Source organism: Streptomyces sp. NPDC051555 (assembly GCF_044454405.1).
In the GTDB taxonomy this organism is placed as follows: Bacteria; Actinomycetota; Actinomycetes; order Streptomycetales; family Streptomycetaceae; genus Streptomyces.
In genome coordinates, this window is record NZ_JBITDP010000009.1 from 249,565 (window position 1) to 265,169 (window position 15,605).

The 15,605-nt window shown below is 71.0% G+C and carries 18 protein-coding genes and 1 riboswitch; of the genes, 7 read left to right on the top strand and 11 right to left on the bottom strand.

Annotated elements, in window-relative coordinates; all coding sequences use genetic code 11:
• Positions 1 to 123: 123 nt before the first annotated feature.
• The 6 genes from ACIBEA_RS20770 to ACIBEA_RS20795 all read left to right on the top strand — a co-directional run bounded on the left by ACIBEA_RS20770 (position 124) and on the right by ACIBEA_RS20795 (position 6,261).
• On the top strand, positions 124 to 852 hold the full coding sequence (locus ACIBEA_RS20770; RefSeq protein WP_399262885.1) for a L,D-transpeptidase family protein: 729 nt from the start codon (positions 124 to 126) through the stop codon (positions 850 to 852).
• A gap of 169 nt (positions 853 to 1,021) precedes the next feature.
• Positions 1,022 to 2,257, top strand: a complete 1,236-nt coding sequence (locus ACIBEA_RS20775; RefSeq protein WP_399262887.1) for an Ig-like domain-containing protein — start codon at positions 1,022 to 1,024, stop codon at positions 2,255 to 2,257.
• A 108-nt stretch (positions 2,258 to 2,365) separates the two neighbouring features.
• On the top strand, positions 2,366 to 3,133 hold the full coding sequence (locus ACIBEA_RS20780; protein ID WP_399262889.1) for an enoyl-CoA hydratase/isomerase family protein: 768 nt from the start codon (positions 2,366 to 2,368) through the stop codon (positions 3,131 to 3,133).
• A gap of 251 nt (positions 3,134 to 3,384) precedes the next feature.
• Complete coding sequence (locus tag ACIBEA_RS20785) at positions 3,385 to 3,888, top strand: ATP-binding protein (protein WP_399262891.1); 504 nt, start codon at positions 3,385 to 3,387, stop codon at positions 3,886 to 3,888.
• Positions 3,889 to 4,297: 409 nt separating this feature from the next.
• Complete coding sequence (locus ACIBEA_RS20790; protein ID WP_399262893.1) at positions 4,298 to 5,077, top strand: polysaccharide deacetylase family protein; 780 nt, start codon at positions 4,298 to 4,300, stop codon at positions 5,075 to 5,077.
• Entirely contained in the window at positions 5,074 to 6,261 is a 1,188-nt protein-coding gene (locus tag ACIBEA_RS20795; protein ID WP_399262895.1) for a YncE family protein, read from the top strand. Before ACIBEA_RS20790 ends, ACIBEA_RS20795 begins: the two co-directional genes overlap by 4 nt.
• Before the next feature lie 70 nt (positions 6,262 to 6,331).
• Here ACIBEA_RS20795 and ACIBEA_RS20800 read toward each other — a convergent pair whose 3' ends face one another.
• Both ACIBEA_RS20800 and ACIBEA_RS20805 read right to left on the bottom strand, forming a co-directional pair.
• A complete protein-coding gene (locus ACIBEA_RS20800) occupies positions 6,332 to 7,564 on the bottom strand; it encodes a cytochrome P450 (RefSeq protein ID WP_399262897.1) in 1,233 nt (410 codons plus the stop codon).
• Positions 7,545 to 8,306: a tRNA-dependent cyclodipeptide synthase gene (locus ACIBEA_RS20805; protein ID WP_399262899.1), complete on the bottom strand. Its 762-nt coding sequence runs from the start codon at positions 8,304 to 8,306 to the stop codon at positions 7,545 to 7,547. Before ACIBEA_RS20805 ends, ACIBEA_RS20800 begins: the two co-directional genes overlap by 20 nt.
• A 253-nt stretch (positions 8,307 to 8,559) precedes the next feature.
• Between ACIBEA_RS20805 and ACIBEA_RS20810 the strand changes: the two genes are divergently transcribed.
• Positions 8,560 to 8,772 (top strand): EF-hand domain-containing protein, encoded by a 213-nt coding sequence (locus ACIBEA_RS20810; protein WP_399262900.1) that lies wholly within the window; start codon positions 8,560 to 8,562, stop codon positions 8,770 to 8,772.
• A gap of 55 nt (positions 8,773 to 8,827) precedes the next feature.
• On the opposite strand, the gene ACIBEA_RS20815 is transcribed toward ACIBEA_RS20810, so the two are convergent.
• The 9 genes from ACIBEA_RS20815 to ACIBEA_RS20855 all read right to left on the bottom strand — a co-directional run bounded on the left by ACIBEA_RS20815 (position 8,828) and on the right by ACIBEA_RS20855 (position 15,522).
• Positions 8,828 to 9,436, bottom strand: a complete 609-nt coding sequence (locus ACIBEA_RS20815) for a PadR family transcriptional regulator (RefSeq protein WP_399262902.1) — start codon at positions 9,434 to 9,436, stop codon at positions 8,828 to 8,830.
• A 47-nt stretch (positions 9,437 to 9,483) separates the two neighbouring features.
• Positions 9,484 to 10,323: an energy-coupling factor ABC transporter ATP-binding protein gene (locus tag ACIBEA_RS20820; protein WP_399262904.1), complete on the bottom strand. Its 840-nt coding sequence runs from the start codon at positions 10,321 to 10,323 to the stop codon at positions 9,484 to 9,486.
• Positions 10,320 to 11,069: a cobalt ECF transporter T component CbiQ gene (gene cbiQ, locus ACIBEA_RS20825; protein ID WP_399262906.1), complete on the bottom strand. Its 750-nt coding sequence runs from the start codon at positions 11,067 to 11,069 to the stop codon at positions 10,320 to 10,322. Before cbiQ ends, ACIBEA_RS20820 begins: the two co-directional genes overlap by 4 nt.
• 4 nt (positions 11,070 to 11,073) lie before the next feature.
• A complete protein-coding gene (locus ACIBEA_RS20830) occupies positions 11,074 to 11,424 on the bottom strand; it encodes an energy-coupling factor ABC transporter substrate-binding protein (protein ID WP_399262908.1) in 351 nt (116 codons plus the stop codon).
• On the bottom strand, positions 11,421 to 12,131 hold the full coding sequence (locus tag ACIBEA_RS20835) for an energy-coupling factor ABC transporter permease (RefSeq protein ID WP_399262909.1): 711 nt from the start codon (positions 12,129 to 12,131) through the stop codon (positions 11,421 to 11,423). The genes ACIBEA_RS20830 and ACIBEA_RS20835 overlap by 4 nt, the downstream gene beginning before the upstream one ends.
• A gap of 29 nt (positions 12,132 to 12,160) precedes the next feature.
• Positions 12,161 to 12,378, bottom strand: a riboswitch (cobalamin riboswitch).
• Between the two features lie 39 nt (positions 12,379 to 12,417).
• Positions 12,418 to 12,978, bottom strand: coding sequence for a hypothetical protein (locus ACIBEA_RS20840; protein ID WP_399262911.1), 561 nt, complete (start codon positions 12,976 to 12,978; stop codon positions 12,418 to 12,420).
• A gap of 139 nt (positions 12,979 to 13,117) precedes the next feature.
• A complete protein-coding gene (locus ACIBEA_RS20845; protein ID WP_399262913.1) occupies positions 13,118 to 13,429 on the bottom strand; it encodes a hypothetical protein in 312 nt (103 codons plus the stop codon).
• Positions 13,430 to 13,524: 95 nt separating this feature from the next.
• Complete coding sequence (locus tag ACIBEA_RS20850) at positions 13,525 to 13,836, bottom strand: hypothetical protein (protein ID WP_399262913.1); 312 nt, start codon at positions 13,834 to 13,836, stop codon at positions 13,525 to 13,527.
• A gap of 303 nt (positions 13,837 to 14,139) precedes the next feature.
• The gene (locus ACIBEA_RS20855; RefSeq protein WP_399262915.1) at positions 14,140 to 15,522 is read right to left on the bottom strand and encodes an L-serine ammonia-lyase; all 1,383 of its coding nucleotides are present in this window, start codon (positions 15,520 to 15,522) and stop codon (positions 14,140 to 14,142) included.
• Between the last annotated feature and the right edge of the window lie 83 nt (positions 15,523 to 15,605).

Genomic DNA, 15,605 nt, shown 5'->3' on the forward strand with positions numbered 1-15,605 from the left:
CGCCTCCCGGGTGCGCCGGTGGGGTGACCTCGTCACCGCATCGGCGCACCTGCGCGCGCCGGGCGGGCCGGGGCCGGTTTAGCTGGCAGCGGCGGCCCGGTCGGCGGGCGCGAGGAGGCGGGCATGGCGACTGGCGCGATACGCGGAGCGGCCGCACTGGCCGCCGTACTGGCCCTGGGCGGCCTGACCCGGCCCCCGGGACCGCAGCGGCCCCCGGAACCGGCGGCGGCCGGAGCGCCCCGGTCCGCGCCGGAGGCTCCCTGCACCTCCCGCACCGGCCCCTACCAGCGCGAGCTGGAGGCGTACCTGGAGCGTCCCGTCGACGGGATCCAGAGCCCGGCGGACTGCGCCGCCGTGCGGACCTTCCAGCAGGCCCAGGGGCTGCGGCCCGCCGACGGGTACGCGGACCTCGGGACCTACCGCACGATGGTCGCCGTACAGGCGCGCCCCGACCCCAACGCGCAGGGGCTCTGCCCGGTCCGCCCGCACCGGGTCACCTGCGTGGACATGGACCGCCAGCTCCTGTGGGTGCAGCGCGACGCGAAGGTCGTCTTCGCCCCGGTCCCCATCCGGACCGGCCGCGACACCCAGGAGACCCGACCCGGCTGGCACGAGGTGTACTGGCGGGACGAGGACCACTACTCCTCCCTCTACGACAACTCGCCCATGCCGTACTCGCAGTTCTTCGACGAGGGCCAGGCCGTCCACGGCCACCGCGGGGACCTCTACGACTACGGCGGATCGGCCGGGTGCGTGAACCTCACCGTTCCCGACGCGGCCCGGCTGTGGGACCTGTTGACCGAGGGGGACGCCGTCTACGTCTGGGGCACCAAGCCCGGCACGGACGACTGAGCGGCCCGCCCGCCCGTTCCACCCGTCCCCACCCGCACGTTCTCCGCATGTTCACAGGCTCTTGGGACGGAACGGTGACACACCCGTTTCCGTTCGTGATCCCCCCGTGTGATTCCATTTCGCCATGCGCGCGACTGCCCGCGCGCGGGGGACATGGGGGAGAACAAGAGTGAACCTGCAGCCGATCCGCGGCCGCTTCCGCACGGGGCTGCCGGCCCTGCTGCTCGGAGCGGCCCTGCTGCTCACCACCGGGTGCAGCGGCGGGTCACCCGACGCCAAGGTGGGTGGCGGGGACAACGGCAAGGGCGGAGCCGTCGCGAACGGCAAGAGCGGTACCGAAGCCTCCCAGGCGACGGTCACCATCAAGCCGGACGACGGCGCCAAGGAGGTCGCGACGAGCGGCATCCTGAAGATATCCAGCACCGGCGGCAAGCTCACCACGGTGACGGTCGCCGATACGAAGGGCAACGCGGTCGAGGGCAAGCTGGGCGGCGACGGCGCCAGCTGGGAGCCCGCCCGCAACCTCGCCTCCGCCACCGAGTACAAGGTGCACGCGGTCGCGAAGGACGGCTCCGGACGCGAGTCCGCGAAGGACATCACCTTCACCACGCTCACCCCGACGAACACCTTCGTCGGCCACTACGTGCCCGAGGACGGCGACACCGTCGGCGTGGGCATGCCGGTGTCGATCAACTTCAGCCGCGGGATCACCAACCCGCAGGCCGTGGAGAAGGCGATCACCGTGACCGCCGAGCCCGCGGTCCCGGTCGAGGGCCACTGGTTCGGCAACGACCGGCTCGACTTCCGCCCCGAGAAGTACTGGGCGGCGGGCACCAAGGTCACCGTCAAGATCGCCCTGGACGGCGTCGAGGGCCGGCCCGGGGTCTACGGCAAGCAGACCCGCACCGTGACCTTCAAGGTCGGCCGCTCCCAGGTGAGCACCGTGGACGCGGCCGCCCACACGATGCAGGTGGTCCGTGACAACGCCGTCCTCAAGGACGTCCCGATCACCGCGGGCGCCGCGGCCAACACCACGTACAACGGGCAGATGGTCATCAGCGAGAAGTACAAGGTGACCCGGATGAACGGCGCCACCGTCGGCTTCGGCGGCGAGTACGACATATCGGATGTCCCGCACGCGATGCGGCTGTCGAACTCCGGCACCTTCGTGCACGGCAACTACTGGGCCTCCTCCGACACCTTCGGTTCGGAGAACGTCAGTCACGGCTGCGTGGGCCTGCGCGACGCCCGCGGCGCCGGTGACGACGACATGCCCGGCGCCTGGTTCTTCAACGAGTCGCTGATCGGCGACGTGGTGGTCGTGAAGAACTCCAAGGACAAGGAGATCGCCCCGGACAACGGCCTCAACGGCTGGAACATGCCCTGGGCGGAGTGGATCAAGTAGCTCTCGGGCAGCTCACGAGCGGCTCCGCCGCGCGGGAATCCGGGTGGCCCGGTGCTGTGACCCACAGCACCGGGCCACTCCCGGTTAACCCCCGCTAACCTTCCCCGTATGACCATCACCCTCGAAGTCTCGGCAGGCGTCGGCACCATCCGCATGGACCGTCCGCCCATGAACGCCCTGGACATCGCCACCCAGGACCGGCTGCGCGAGCTGGCGGTGGAGGCGACGGACCGGTCCGACGTCCGCGCTGTGATCCTCTACGGCGGCGAGAAGGTCTTCGCGGCAGGCGCCGACATCAAGGAGATGCAGGGGATGGACCACGCGGGCATGGTCGCCCGCTCCCGCCCCCTGCAGGACGCCTTCACCGCCGTCGCGCGGATCCCCAAGCCCGTGGTCGCGGCCGTCACCGGCTACGCGTTGGGCGGCGGCTGCGAGCTGGCCCTCTGCGCGGACTACCGGATCGCTGCCGCCGACGCCAAGCTCGGCCAGCCCGAGATCCTGCTCGGCCTGATCCCCGGCGCGGGCGGCACCCAGCGGCTGTCCCGGCTGATCGGCCCCTCCAAGGCCAAGGACCTGATCTTCACCGGCCGCATGGTCAAGGCCGAAGAGGCCCTGGCCCTGGGCCTGGTGGACCGCGTGGTGCCCGCGGCCGAGGTGTACGAGCAGGCGCACGCCTGGGCCGCGAAGCTCGCCCAGGGGCCGGCGCTCGCCCTGCGCGCCGCCAAGGAGTGCGTGGACGCGGGCCTGGAGGCGGACATCGACACCGGGCTGGCCATCGAACGCAACTGGTTCGCGGGCCTGTTCGCGACCGAGGACCGCGAGCGCGGCATGCGCAGCTTCGTCGAAGAGGGCCCGGGCAAGGCCAAGTTCCTCTGAGCGCACGGGCGTCGTCCGCAGGGTCCTCCCTGCGGGTGGATTAGCCAGGGCTTAAGGGAACCTTAAAGAATCGTGGAGATCCACTGTGGGTGATGATCTCGCAGCGGTGAGTCATCGCAGGTGAGGGGGGTGTAATGGCCCTCTGATTGCCTTCGGCATATGACAGGACGCCCCCCGGAATGAAGCATTCCGAGGGGGCGTTTTCGCGCGGAACCGCTCCGGGGGGCAGCTTCGCCCTTCATGATGGGTGCATGGCGGGCCTGGAGGGTGTGGAACAGCCGCGGCAGCGCAGCAGCGCTTCCGCCGTGCGACCGACGGCGGCCCTGGAGGACGAACAGGGCCTGAAAGCAGTGGAGTTGTACGGCAGTCCGGCCGATGGCGAGGTGACCCTGCCCTCGCTCCCCGAGTCCGCGGCGATCGCCCGCCGCCTCACCCAGTGCGTGGCGGCCCGGCTGTGGGGGCTGTCCCCGCAGACCGCCGAGCACGCCGTCCTGCTCGTCTCCGAATTGGTCGGCAACGCGGTCCGGCACACCGGGGCCCGTTCCTTCGGGCTGCGGATGCTGCGCCGCCGCGGCTGGATCCGCATCGAGGTGCGCGATCCCTCGCGCGGTCTGCCCTGCCTGATGCCGGTCCACGAGATGGACACCACCGGTCGCGGCCTGTTCCTGGTCGACAAGCTCTCGGACCGCTGGGGCGCCGACCTCTTACCCCGGGGCAAGACCACCTGGTTCGAGATGCGCGTGTCCGACCGCTGAGCCGCCCCGCCGCCCGACCCCCGCAACCCGAGCCCCGCAACGCAGAAGCCCCCTGTCGCCGTAGTGCGGCGCTTCGGGGGCTTCATGAGTGAGCCGAGGATCGAAGGGGGTGTGATCCTCGGCCGGCGACTTCGCTCGGGTCAATGGGGAAGCCGTGGTTCCGACTATGGCAGATGAGGGCCCAAATGCCAAAAGTCCCAAGTCGGGCACAAGTGTGCATATCCTAAGACTTTCCACCTAAATCCTAGGTGAGGTGGGCCACTCACCTCGCAATCAGTGAATAAATATTGACTGCTCTGCGTAAATCGTTGATCACATAGTGGACAGCCCGTCGGCCGGGCGCCCTGTACCAACGGCCCGAATTGGGTCAATCATTACCTTCAGGGCCAACCACCCCTTAAATGGGCAGGTGCTCTGCTACCCAGACCGTCGTACGGCCCTGCGCGCCGGAGCGGCGGTCGCCGCCGGGGCCCTCACCGCCGCCTGCGGGACGGGCCGCTCCGCCGCCCCGCCCGCGGCCCCGCCCCCCGCCACCCGACGGGCCGCCGCGCCCGCTCGGGCCCCCGCCCCCCGCCGCTTCGCCGGGCAGCCCGTCGAGATCGCCCACGGAGCCCGGGACAGCCCCAAGGTGGCGCTCACCTTCCACGGGAACGGGGAGCCCGCCATCGCCCGCGCGGTCCTCGCCGAGGCCGAGAAGGCCGGGGCGCGGGTGACCGTACTCGCCATCGGCGCCTGGCTCGACGCCCACCCGGAGATGGCGCGCCGGATCCTGGACGGAGGTCACGAACTCGGCAACCACACCCAGCGCCACCTCGCGATCAACACCCTGCCCGAGGCGGAGGCCTACGCCGAGATCACCGGGTGCGCCGATCGCCTCAAGCGGCTCACCGGGTCCATCGGCACCTGGTTCCGCCCCTCCCAGACCCAGTACGCCAGCCCGCTGGTGCGCACCCTCGCCGGGCGGGCGGGCTACCCGCACGTCCTCTCCTACGACGTGGACTCCCTCGACTTCACCTCACCCGGCGCCGCGGCCGTCATCCGCAACGTCACCGGGCCGATCCTCGGCGGATCGGTGGTGAGCCTGCACTTCGGCTACGCGGACACGGTCGACGCGCTGCCACCCCTCCTCGAAGACCTCGCGCGCCGCAAACTGCGCGCGGTGACCACCACGGAGCTGCTGACCTCATGACGACCAACCGCCTTCCCCGGAAGGCCACCGTGCTGCTGGCCGGACTGGTCCTCGCCGCCCTCGCCGGCTGCGGAGCGGCCGACAAGGGCACGCCCGAGGCGCTCGGCTCCGGCGGGCCCGCCAAGCCCGTGAAGGCCGTTCCGGCCGCGCCGCCGGGGCTGGCCGGAATGCCGCCCCTGCTCGCACCCGACGACGTGTACGCGGCCGACCGGCCGAACCAGCTCTCGCCCGTGGTCAAGAACTTCCCGTCCCGGGTCTACGTGCCGAACACCAGCTCCAACACGGTGTCCGTCATCGACCCGGCGACGTACAAGGTGATCGAGACCATCCCGGTCGGCATCCAGCCGCAGCACGTCGTGCCCTCCTGGGACATGAAGACCCTGTGGGTGAACAACAACCGGGGCCACACGCTCACCCCGATCGACCCCGCCACCGGCGAGGCGGGCAAGCCCGTCGAGGTGCACGACCCTTACAACCTGTACTTCACGCCGAACGGCAAGTACGCCATCGTCATGGCCTCCATGGACAAGGAGCTGGTCTTCCGCGACCCGCACACCATGGATCGCGTGAAAACCGTCCCGGTGACCTGTTTCGGCGTCAATCACGCCGACTTCTCCGCGGACGGCCGGTACTTCATCGTCTCCTGCGAGTTCTCCGGTGAACTCCTCAAGGTCGACACCGAGAAGATGGAGGTCGTCGGGCAGCAGAAACTGCCTTTCGAGGGAGCGATGCCGCAGGACGTCAAGGTCTCCCCGGACGGAAAGACCTTCTACGTCGCGGACATGATGGCGCACGGCATGTGGGTGCTCAGCGGCGATGCCTTCGACACCCCCAAGCTGCTGCCCACCGGAAAGGGCTGCCACGGTCTGTACGTGAGCCGTGACTCCCGGGAGATGTACGTCTCCAACCGCGGCGAAGGCAGCATCTCCGTCTTCGACTTCAAGCAGAACCGGCTGACCAAGAAGTGGGACCTGCCCGACGGCGGCAGCCCCGACATGGGCGGCGTCTCCGCCGACGGAAAGGTGCTGTGGCTCTCGGGCCGCTACAACTCCGAGGTCTACGCGATCGACACGAAGAGCGGCGAGCAGCTCGCCCGCATCCCCGTGGGCAGCGGCCCGCACGGCCTCGCCGTCTACCCGCAGCCCGGCCGTTACTCGCTCGGCCACACCGGCATCTTCCGCTGACGCGCCCGCACGTGACGGTGGACCGGAGGTCCGCCGACCTCCGGTCCACCGTCACGTGCGGCGGCCGCCCCTACCAGGCGACGGGGAGCCGCTCCGGGAGCCGCTTGATGAAGCCCGTGCGCCACACCAGGTTCTCGGCCGGCACCGCGAGCCGCAGCTGCGGCAGCCGGTCGACCAGCACCGACAGCGCGATCTCGGCGTGGGCGCGGCCCAGCGCCGACGCCGGGCAGAAGTGCCGCCCCGCACCGAAGGCCAGGTTCGCGTTCGGTGCGTCGCGCTCCAGGTCCAGCTCGTCCGGCCGCTCGAAGGCCTCCGGGTCGAAGTTCGCGCCTTCGAGGAGCACGAGGACCAGCTCGCCCTCCTTGATCAGCACGTCCCCGACCTGGATGTCCGCCAGGGCGATGCGCGGCAGCCCGTCACCGACGGACAGGTTCCAGCGCAGCAGCTCGTCCACGGCCTTGCCCATGCGCTCCGGGTGGGCGCGCAGGTAGCCGATCAGCTCGGGCTTCTGGAGCAGCGCGAGGATCGCGAGCACCAGGAAGGCCGAGGTGGAGACCGCGCCCGCGCCGAAGAGCGAGACGGCCACCGTCGCGAACATGTCGTCGGTCAGGTGCGCCGATTCGGGGTCGGCCTCCTTCAGCTCCGCGAACTTTCCGAGGAGCCCCGTACGCTCCTCGGCCGGCAGCGCCAGCTGCGCCCGCAGCGCGTCGGAGAAGTACCCGACGTCCTTGTACCAGTTGAGGGCCGAGTCGGCGAAGGGCTCGCGCGCGGTCATGAACGCGACGTCCAGCCCCGACATCAGCCGCCGCCAGTCCTCGAAGGGCACGCCCAGCACCTGGCAGTGCAGCGCCGCGGAGAAGGGGTCGGCGAACCCCGCCCGCAGGTCCGCCGGGCCCCCCTCGGCGACGATCTGGTCGATCAGTTCGCCCGCCTTGGCGGCGAGCCAGTCCTGGAGCCCCTTCTGGCGGGGGTTGAGCGCCTTCATGACGGCGTTGCGCAGCCCGGCGCTGTTGATGTTGCCCATGTTGTTGACGACCTCGGGGGGGATCGTCAACGCGTATTGGCGGGGCACCCCGGCGTTCGCGGTGTCCTTGAGGCTGAAGCGCTCGTCCTCCAGCACCTGCTTGGCCAGCGCGTAGCTGCTCACCAGCCAGGCCGGGTCGCCCGTGAGGGTGCGGACCTTGGCGACCGGGGCCTTCTCGCGCAGCCACGTGCACTCCTCGGGCAGCACGTCGCCGCGCCGGGAGAGGGGGAAGTCGAGGACCGCAGTGTCCTCCGTGCCCTCAAGCTGCTCGACGCTCATCGACGGTCCCTTCGGTTGGTGCGGTGTGTGCGCTGTGCATGGTGCTCGCGACGACCTCGGGCCGTACGACGGCGGAGGCCTGGTTGCGGGTGGCGCGAAGGCCCCCGCCGCGTGCGTAGAGGACATCGGTCAGCGGCATCTTGACGTGGTAGGCCGCGACGGAGGAGGGCACCCCGAGAATGCTCGGGGTGTCGAGGAAGAACGGCAGCTCGGCGGCCATGTAGTCGAAACAGACCTGCAACTGCTCGTCGGTGATGGATTCGCCCTCGGGGAGTTTTGAACCCACGAAGTGGAGTGCCATTTCCTCGCACCCCTTGCGGAATTCGTCGTCCGTCTCCAGGAAATGCAACACGCGCCGGTGCAGGAGTTCGTACACCGGGTTGCCCTGGAATTCGGAGAGTGCCCTCACCCGGATCTCGGCGTCCTGCGGAGCTGATTCCCCGACGCCCTTCAAGATCCGCCTCCGGACCGCCTTGATCTCCTTGGCGGCACGCTTCTCGGCGTGCTCCTGTGTGTAACCGAAGGCGGCGAACATCCGGTCCACGTGGAGGTCTGCGTAGACGAAGTCGACCTGCGCGAAGCGGGTCGTGGCCCACTGGGTGAGGCTGCTGATGCGCTCGGCGGTGAAGTAGCTGTTACCAGGACTTACGCCAATCAGCACATGGTCGCCATCTTCCCAGATGTGGCGGCAGGTACGGGTGAAGGGCAGAACTTCGAATGATGCGTCAGCTGTGATCGTCACCTGTGTGAACGCCCTTGTTGCCGCTTGTCCCTGGGAGCCCTGCGCTCCTGGTGTGGCGGCAATGTCGGTACGTTATGCCGTGATCCCGGAGCGTGACAAGTGGGGGTCCGATTTGTTGGCTGGAATTGTTGCTTCCGCCTTACTCCGGGGTAATCGAATTTCTATCGACCGCTCGATCGGGCCCCCCGGCGGGAGACGGCTCCCGGGGCCGCTACCCTGAGCCGGTCAACAAGCACCAAGAAGGGGTGGATCCATGGCGGACATCGAGAGCGCGCGGGCGACGTTCGACCGCTTCGACGCGGACGGCGACGGCTTCGTCTCGGCCGACGAGTACAGCGCGGCCATGAAGGCGATGGGCGACGCGTACGTCACCGGTGCGGTCGCGGACGCGATCGTCGCGAGCAAGGACGCCAACGGCGACGGCCGCATGAGCTTCGACGAGTTCTGGGTCTCCCTGAACAAGTAGTCCCGGTCAGCGGTACCGCACGCGCCTGCGCCCCCACCTGCCGGGGCCAGGCGCGTCAGCGACCGCCGGGCTCCACCGCGCGGCCGCCGGGCTCGGCCGCCGGCCCATCGGGCTCCTCGCGGGGCTCCGCGGACAGCCGGTCCACCTCGGCCACGGCCTCCTCCAGCCAGCTCAGCCAGAAGGTCTCCAGGGCGAGCCCGCCGTGCAGCACGAGCCGCCGCACCCGGTCCTCGTCGGCGTCCCGGCCCGGCGGGAAGTCCCGCTCGTCGATGGCCCGGTACTGCGCCAACTGACGCCGGTGCAGCTCCAGGTGGCGCCGCAGCTCCGGCCCCAGCCCCCGCACCCCGACGACCCCGGCCGCCCGCACCCGCAGCAGCAGCGGATCCCGGATCGGCTTGGGATCCTGGCTCTCCCCGATCCAGCGCGCCAGTTCGGCGCTCCCGGCCGCCAGCACCTCGTACTCCTTGCGCTGGCCGCGTACGGGCTGCTCGCTCGGCAGCGCGCGGATCAGCCCGGCCTCCTCCAGCCGCCCCAGCTCGCGGTAGATCTGCTGGTGGGTGGCCGACCAGAAGTACCCGATCGACTTGTCGAACCGCCGGGTCAGCTCCAGTCCGGAACTGGGCTTCTCCAGGAGCGCGGTGAGGATGGCGTGCGGCAGCGACATGCGGTCATCCTAGGTTCGCCCGGACCGGGCACCTCCCCGGGCGCCGCTCAGCGCCAGGCGGCCAGGGCCTCCGGGGTCGTGGGACCCGGGGTCTGCGGGGAGAGCAGGCCGTGGGCGCGCAGCAGGGCCGTCACCGCGGGGGACCAGGCGGCGCGCAGGCCCGCCGAGGCGAGCAGCTCGGGGTCCGCGAGCAGGGTCCGCGCCGGGCCGAGCCGGATGCCGGCCGGGGTCAGGACCGCGGCGTCGTCGGCCCACCGCACGGCGAGGTCCACGTCGTGCGTCGCCATCACCACGGTCGTCCCGGCCGCCCGCAGGCCCGCCAGGGCCTCCAGCAGCCGCTCCTGGCCGTCCGGGTCGAGCCCGGCCGTCGGCTCGTCCAGGATCAGCACCCGGGGGGCCATCGCCACGGCGCCCGCGATCGCGGCCCGCTTGCGCTGACCGTAGGACAGCAGGTGCGTCGGCCGGTCCCGCAGCGCGGTGATGTCGAGGGCGGCCAGCGCCGCGTCGACCCGGGCCCGTACCTCCGGGGCCGCCAGCCCCAGGTTCATCGGGCCGAAGGAGACGTCCTGTTCCACGGAGGCGGCGAAGAGCTGGTCGTCCGGGTCCTGGACCACCAGTTGCACGGCCTTGCGCAGCCGGGTCAGCCCGGCGCGGTGGTACGAGACCACCGCCCCGTCCAGGTGCAGCTCGCCCGCGTCGGGGCGCAGCCCCCCGCTGAGCAGGCGCATCAGCGTGGTCTTGCCGCTGCCGTTGCGGCCCAGCAGGGCCAGGGCCCGGCCCGGGGCGATCGGGAAGTCCACGCCGGACAGCACGGCGGGCCCGTCCTCGTAGGCGTAGCCCGCGCCCGCCAGCCGGACGAGCGGTTCGGGTTCCACGGGTACGTTCACGAGACGAAGCCCTTCGAAGCGAGGGTGACGGCGACCAGCGCGGCGAGCAGGGCTCCCGACGCGGTCAGGAACCGCCAGGACGGGGAGGACTGCGGTACGAGCACCCGCAGCGTGCCGTCGTAGCCGCGCCCCGCCAGCCCGCTCTGGAGCCGGGACGCGCGGTCGAAGGCGCGGACGAAGGCGGTCGCGGCCAGCCCCGCCACGGACCGCCACGCGGCCGCCCGGCCGCTGTGCCCCAGCCGGGCGGCCTGGGCCCGGCGGACCTGGGCGAGGGAGTCCAGCAGCAGGAAGCCGATCCGGTACATCACCAGCGCCACGTCGACGACGGGCGCCGGCACCCCGGCCCGCACCAGCCGGGGCAGCACGTCCGAGACCGGGGTGGTGAAGGCGAACAGGAGCACGCCGAGCGAGGCCGCCGACGTGCGCAGCAGCAGCTCGACGGCGTGCCGCGGGCCGTCCGGGGCCAGGGAGACCAGCCCCGCCGGGCCGCCCACCGCGAGCAGCAGGGGAGCCGCCCCGGTGAAGCAGAACCCGAGCGGGATCCGGAAGGCCCGCCACAACTGCCGCGGGGGCACCCCCGCCGGGCCGAGCAGCACGGCGAGGGTGGTGGCGGCCACCAGTGGTCCGCCGGGCCAGGGCGGCAGGCAGACCGCGGTGACGGTCAGCCCGAGCCCCAGCAGGGCCTTCTCCAGGGGGTGTCGGCGGCGCCAGCGGCTGCTGTGCGCCGCGGCGTCGATGGGCAGCACCGCCTCACGCGCCCCGGGAGCTCTGGTCGTCCCCGTGGCCCGCGCCGGCCGCGACGGCGCTCTCGCCCTGACGGCGCCCGCGGCGCACCCCGAAGTAGTAGGCGAGCACGCCCGCGCCGAGCGCCGCCTGGAGGGCGAAGAGCGCCGACTCGACCTCCCCGGAGGGGGGTTCGTACAGCGGGGAGAACCACGGCTCGTAGTCCGGCCTGAGTTCCGTGATCGCCGTCTCCGCCTGCGCGTCGGCGCCGGCGAACGGCTCCTCCTTGCCCTCGCCGAGGCCCAGGGCGATCGGGAGCACCGCCAGCGCCGCCACCAGGAGCAGCAGCAGGGTGTTGATCTTCGCGTTCCTGGTCATCGGACGGCCGTCCCCTGCTCGTGGCGCGCGGTGGTGCGGGCGCCGGTCAGCTTGGCCACGCCGAGCCGCACCAGGTCCGACTTGCTCGACTGCATCAGCAGCCGCATCACGAGCACGGTGAGCAGGCCCTCGCTGACCGCCAGCGGGATCTGGGTGACGGCGAAGATCCCGCCGAACTTCGCGAGCGAGCCCGCGAAGCCGGACGCCGGGTCGGGGAAGGCCAGTGCGAGCTGCACGCTGGTCACGCAGTAGGTGATCAGGTCGGCGAAGAAGGCGCCGCAGAAGACCGAGACCATCAGGGGCGCGTCGAACCGCTTGAGCAGGCGGTAGACGGCGTACCCGGCCCAGGGGCCCGCGATCGCCATCGAGAAGACGTTCGCGCCGAGCGTGGTCAGCCCGCCGTGGGCCAGCAGCAGGGCCTGGAACAACAGGGTGATCGTGCCCAGCACCGCCATGATCGGCGGGCGGAACAGGATCGCACCGAGCCCCGTCCCGGTGGGGTGCGAGCAACTGCCGGTCACCGAAGGGATCTTCAGGGCGGACAGGACGAAAGTGAACGCACCGGACGCCCCGAGCAGCAGGGTGCTCTCGGGATGCGCCTTGACCTCGCGGGTCAGGGCGCGCACTCCGTGGACGACGAAGGGGGCGGACGCGACGCCCCAGGCGGCCGCGTGCAAAGGGGGTAGAAACCCCTCGGCTATATGCATGTGTAGGGAGACCTCTCCAGCACCTCGTGGATGGAACAACGCACCCCGGTCGGTCTCCTGGCTCACGGGTGCTGATGCCGCGGCGCCGCCTTCCCGGCCCGGGCGGTCTCCCGCCCGGTCCAGTGGCTCCCCGCGGGGATGGCGCCGGACTTCCCGTTCACAGTGGCGAGGGCCGCACCGGTTTCCCACCGGTTTCCCGTACACCAAGGCCCGTTGACCCTACCTGACCAGGGGCAACGGGCCGTCGGCGGCGCCGTCGTACAGGTGCGCGCGGCACCCAGCCGTCTCAGCAGACGTTCGGGTGGGCGATGTCGACCACGAAGCGCTCCGGGTTGTGGAGCGTGGAGGTGGTGAACTGCGGTGCGGTGTCGAAGGCGGCGCCGAAGGTGACGTACCCCTCGAAGTCGCCGGTGAAGGCGAGGCCCTTGAGCTTGCTGAGGTAGATCTTCTGGAGCCTGGGGCCGGTGTAGACGGAGTGCCCGGCGTCGTCGTGCGCCTGGGCCGGGTGCAGGCGGATCTCCAGGAAGTACGTCCCGGCGAGCGGGACGGGCTTGCCGGAGCCGTCGTAGACGAGCTCGGAGACGGGAGTGACGGTGACCCCGGGGACGTAGCCCTGGAGGTCGATGACGATCCGGTCGTAGGTGCAGTGCCCGCCCCAGCGGGCATTGGTCACGAGCGGGGTCTGGGTGGCGGAGGCGGAGGCCGGTACGGCGAGGCCGAGTCCGGCGGTGAGGAGCAACCCGGCGGTGACGGCCGCCAGCCGCCGCCGGTGGACGGAGCCGGGGCGCGTACGGCGCCGCAGCGAGTGGACGGAGTTGCGGACGGAGCGTATGAGGTGGTCCAGCATGACGTCCCCCGATTCTTCGGATGTGGGGACAGTAGTGTCATCGTGGAAGACACGCCATACGGCCTCGCGGTTGCACGCGGCGCACGGGCCGGGGCCCGGCCCGCCGATGCGGACCGGGCCCCGGGAGCGGTCGTGCGCCTTACGGGACCGGGTTGAAGACCACGGACTCGTGCGTGTTGGACTGCCCGATGGCGGTGAAGCCGGAGCCGTTCGACTGGGCCGTGTTGTTCTGGTTCGACGCTCCGGAACCGGTGGCGACCTGCTGTGCGGTGGAGGAGTTGCCGAGGTTGCTGCCGCCCACCCCGCTGCCGAGGATGCTGGCGACGGCCGCGTTCGACGCGTTGGCCGCGCCGGCTCCGTTGTCGGCCTGCGCCACGCCCGTGCACAGGGCGGCGGCGAGGGGGAGCGCTGCGAGCGCCGCCATCACGCGGATGGTGCGGATGCTTGCCATGATCGAGTCCTCCAGTGGGCAAAAAGCGGCACGCGGCGCACGGGCCGGGGCCCGGCCCGCCGATGCGGACCGGGCCCCGGGAGCGGTCGTGCGCCTTACGGGACCGGGTTGAAGACCACGGACTCGTGCGTGTTGGACTGCCCGATGGCGGTGAAGCCGGAGCCGTTCGACTGGGCCGTGTTGTTCTGGTTCGACGCTCCGGAACCGGTGGCGACCTGCTGTGCGGTGGAGGAGTTGCCGAGGTTGCTGCCGCCCACCCCGCTGCCGAGGATGCTGGCGACGGCCGCGTTCGACGCGTTGGCCGCGCCGGCTCCGTTGTCGGCCTGCGCCACGCCCGTGCACAGGGCGGCGGCGAGGGGGAGCGCTGCGAGCGCCGCCATCACGCGGATGGTGCGGATGCTTGCCATGATCGAGTCCTCCAGTGGGCAAAAAGCGTGTGGTCCAAGGCGGTTGGCCGACCGCCGGGTGCTGCGTGCAACGTCGCAGGCCCCACTTTTGCGTACCGGATCATGAAGAAACCAGCCCAGACGCGATGGTTCCCCCTCAAGCATGATCAATCCAGTTCAAACAAATGTTTCCCGCCATTTATGCGGTCTGGATTGTCGAGAAGGGGTGCGTCTGGGCTGGTCGGTGCCGTCCGCGCGGACGGCGGGTGCTGCGGGTGCGCCGGATGATGTGGCGGGTGTGACGGTTACGGGATCAGGTCCCGGTCAGCACTCGATGACGTTGACCGCGAGCCCGCCGCGGGCCGTCTCCTTGTACTTGATCTTCATGTCGGCGCCGGTCTCCTTCATGGTCTTGATGACCTTGTCGAGGGAGACCTTGTGGCTGCCGTCGCCGCGCATCGCCATCTTCGCCGCGGTGACGGCCTTGACGGCCGCCATGCCGTTGCGCTCGATGCACGGGATCTGCACCAGGCCGCCGACCGGGTCACAGGTCAGGCCCAGGTTGTGCTCCATGCCGATCTCGGCCGCGTTCTCCACCTGCTCCGGGGTGCCGCCCAGCACCTCGGCGAGGGCGCCCGCCGCCATCGAGCAGGCCGAGCCGACCTCGCCCTGGCAGCCGACCTCGGCGCCGGAGATCGAGGCGTTCTCCTTGAACAGCATGCCGATGGCGCCCGCCGAGAGGAGGAAGCGGACCACGCCGTCCTCGTCGGCGCCGGGCACGAAGTTCATGTAGTAGTGCAGGACCGCCGGGATGATGCCCGCCGCGCCGTTGGTGGGGGCGGTGACGACCCGGCCGCCGGCCGCGTTCTCCTCGTTGACGGCCATCGCGTACAGCGTCGCCCACTCCATGGCGTGCGCCTGCGGGTCGCCCTCGGCGCGCAGCTGGCGGGCGGTGCCCGCGGCGCGGCGCTTGACCCGCAGCCCGCCCGGCAGGATGCCCTCGCGGGACATGCCGCGCGCGACGCAGGCCTGCATGACGCGCCAGATCTCCAGGAGGCCCTCGCGGATCTCCTCCTCCGTGCGCCAGGCCTTCTCGTTCTCCAGCATCATCGAGGAGATCGACAGGCCGCTCTCGTTCGCGAGCCGCAACATCTCGTCACCGGAGCGGAAGGGGTACTTCAGCACCGTGTCGTCGAGCTTGATCCGGTCCTCGCCGACCGCGTCCTCGTCCACGACGAACCCGCCGCCGACCGAGTAGTAGGTCTTCTCCAGCAGCGGGTTGCCCGTCTCGTCGTAGGCGAAGAGGGTCATGCCGTTCGCGTGGTACGGCAGCGACCGGCGGCGGTGCAGGATCAGCTGGTTCGGCTCGTCGAAGGCGATCTCGTGGCCATCGCCTATTTCCGCGCCCAGCAGGCGCAGCCGACCGCTCTGGCGGATCCGCTCGACCTCGGCGTCGGCGGTCTCCACGTTCACGGAGCGGGGGGAGTGGCCCTCCAGGCCCAGCAGGACGGCCTTGGGGGTGCCGTGGCCGTGCCCGGTGGCACCGAGCGAGCCGAAGAGCTCGGCCCGTACGGAGGAGGTCTGGGCGAGGACACCGTCCTTCTTCAGCCGGTTCACGAACATGCGCGCGGCGCGCATCGGACCGACCGTGTGGGACGAGGACGGACCGATGCCGATGGAGAAAAGGTCGAAGACGGAGATGGCCACGGTGGCGGACTCCCTTGTCTGCTCGTGGGGTGGGAGGGGGCAGGAGAGGTGGATTGTTCGGATTTTGTCCGACAGCCGAGCTT

Coding starts and splice junctions, on each gene's coding strand:
- ACIBEA_RS20770 (WP_399262885.1), top strand. CDS start 124: ATGGCGACTGGCGCGATACGCGGAGCGGCCGCACTGGCCGCCGTACTG.
- ACIBEA_RS20780 (WP_399262889.1), top strand. CDS start 2,366: ATGACCATCACCCTCGAAGTCTCGGCAGGCGTCGGCACCATCCGCATG.
- ACIBEA_RS20785 (WP_399262891.1), top strand. CDS start 3,385: ATGGCGGGCCTGGAGGGTGTGGAACAGCCGCGGCAGCGCAGCAGCGCT.
- ACIBEA_RS20795 (WP_399262895.1), top strand. CDS start 5,074: ATGACGACCAACCGCCTTCCCCGGAAGGCCACCGTGCTGCTGGCCGGA.
- ACIBEA_RS20800 (WP_399262897.1), bottom strand. CDS start 7,564: ATGAGCGTCGAGCAGCTTGAGGGCACGGAGGACACTGCGGTCCTCGAC.
- ACIBEA_RS20810 (WP_399262900.1), top strand. CDS start 8,560: ATGGCGGACATCGAGAGCGCGCGGGCGACGTTCGACCGCTTCGACGCG.
- ACIBEA_RS20815 (WP_399262902.1), bottom strand. CDS start 9,436: ATGTCGCTGCCGCACGCCATCCTCACCGCGCTCCTGGAGAAGCCCAGT.
- ACIBEA_RS20830 (WP_399262908.1), bottom strand. CDS start 11,424: ATGACCAGGAACGCGAAGATCAACACCCTGCTGCTGCTCCTGGTGGCG.
- ACIBEA_RS20835 (WP_399262909.1), bottom strand. CDS start 12,131: ATGCATATAGCCGAGGGGTTTCTACCCCCTTTGCACGCGGCCGCCTGG.
- ACIBEA_RS20840 (WP_399262911.1), bottom strand. CDS start 12,978: ATGCTGGACCACCTCATACGCTCCGTCCGCAACTCCGTCCACTCGCTG.
- ACIBEA_RS20845 (WP_399262913.1), bottom strand. CDS start 13,429: ATGGCAAGCATCCGCACCATCCGCGTGATGGCGGCGCTCGCAGCGCTC.
- ACIBEA_RS20850 (WP_399262913.1), bottom strand. CDS start 13,836: ATGGCAAGCATCCGCACCATCCGCGTGATGGCGGCGCTCGCAGCGCTC.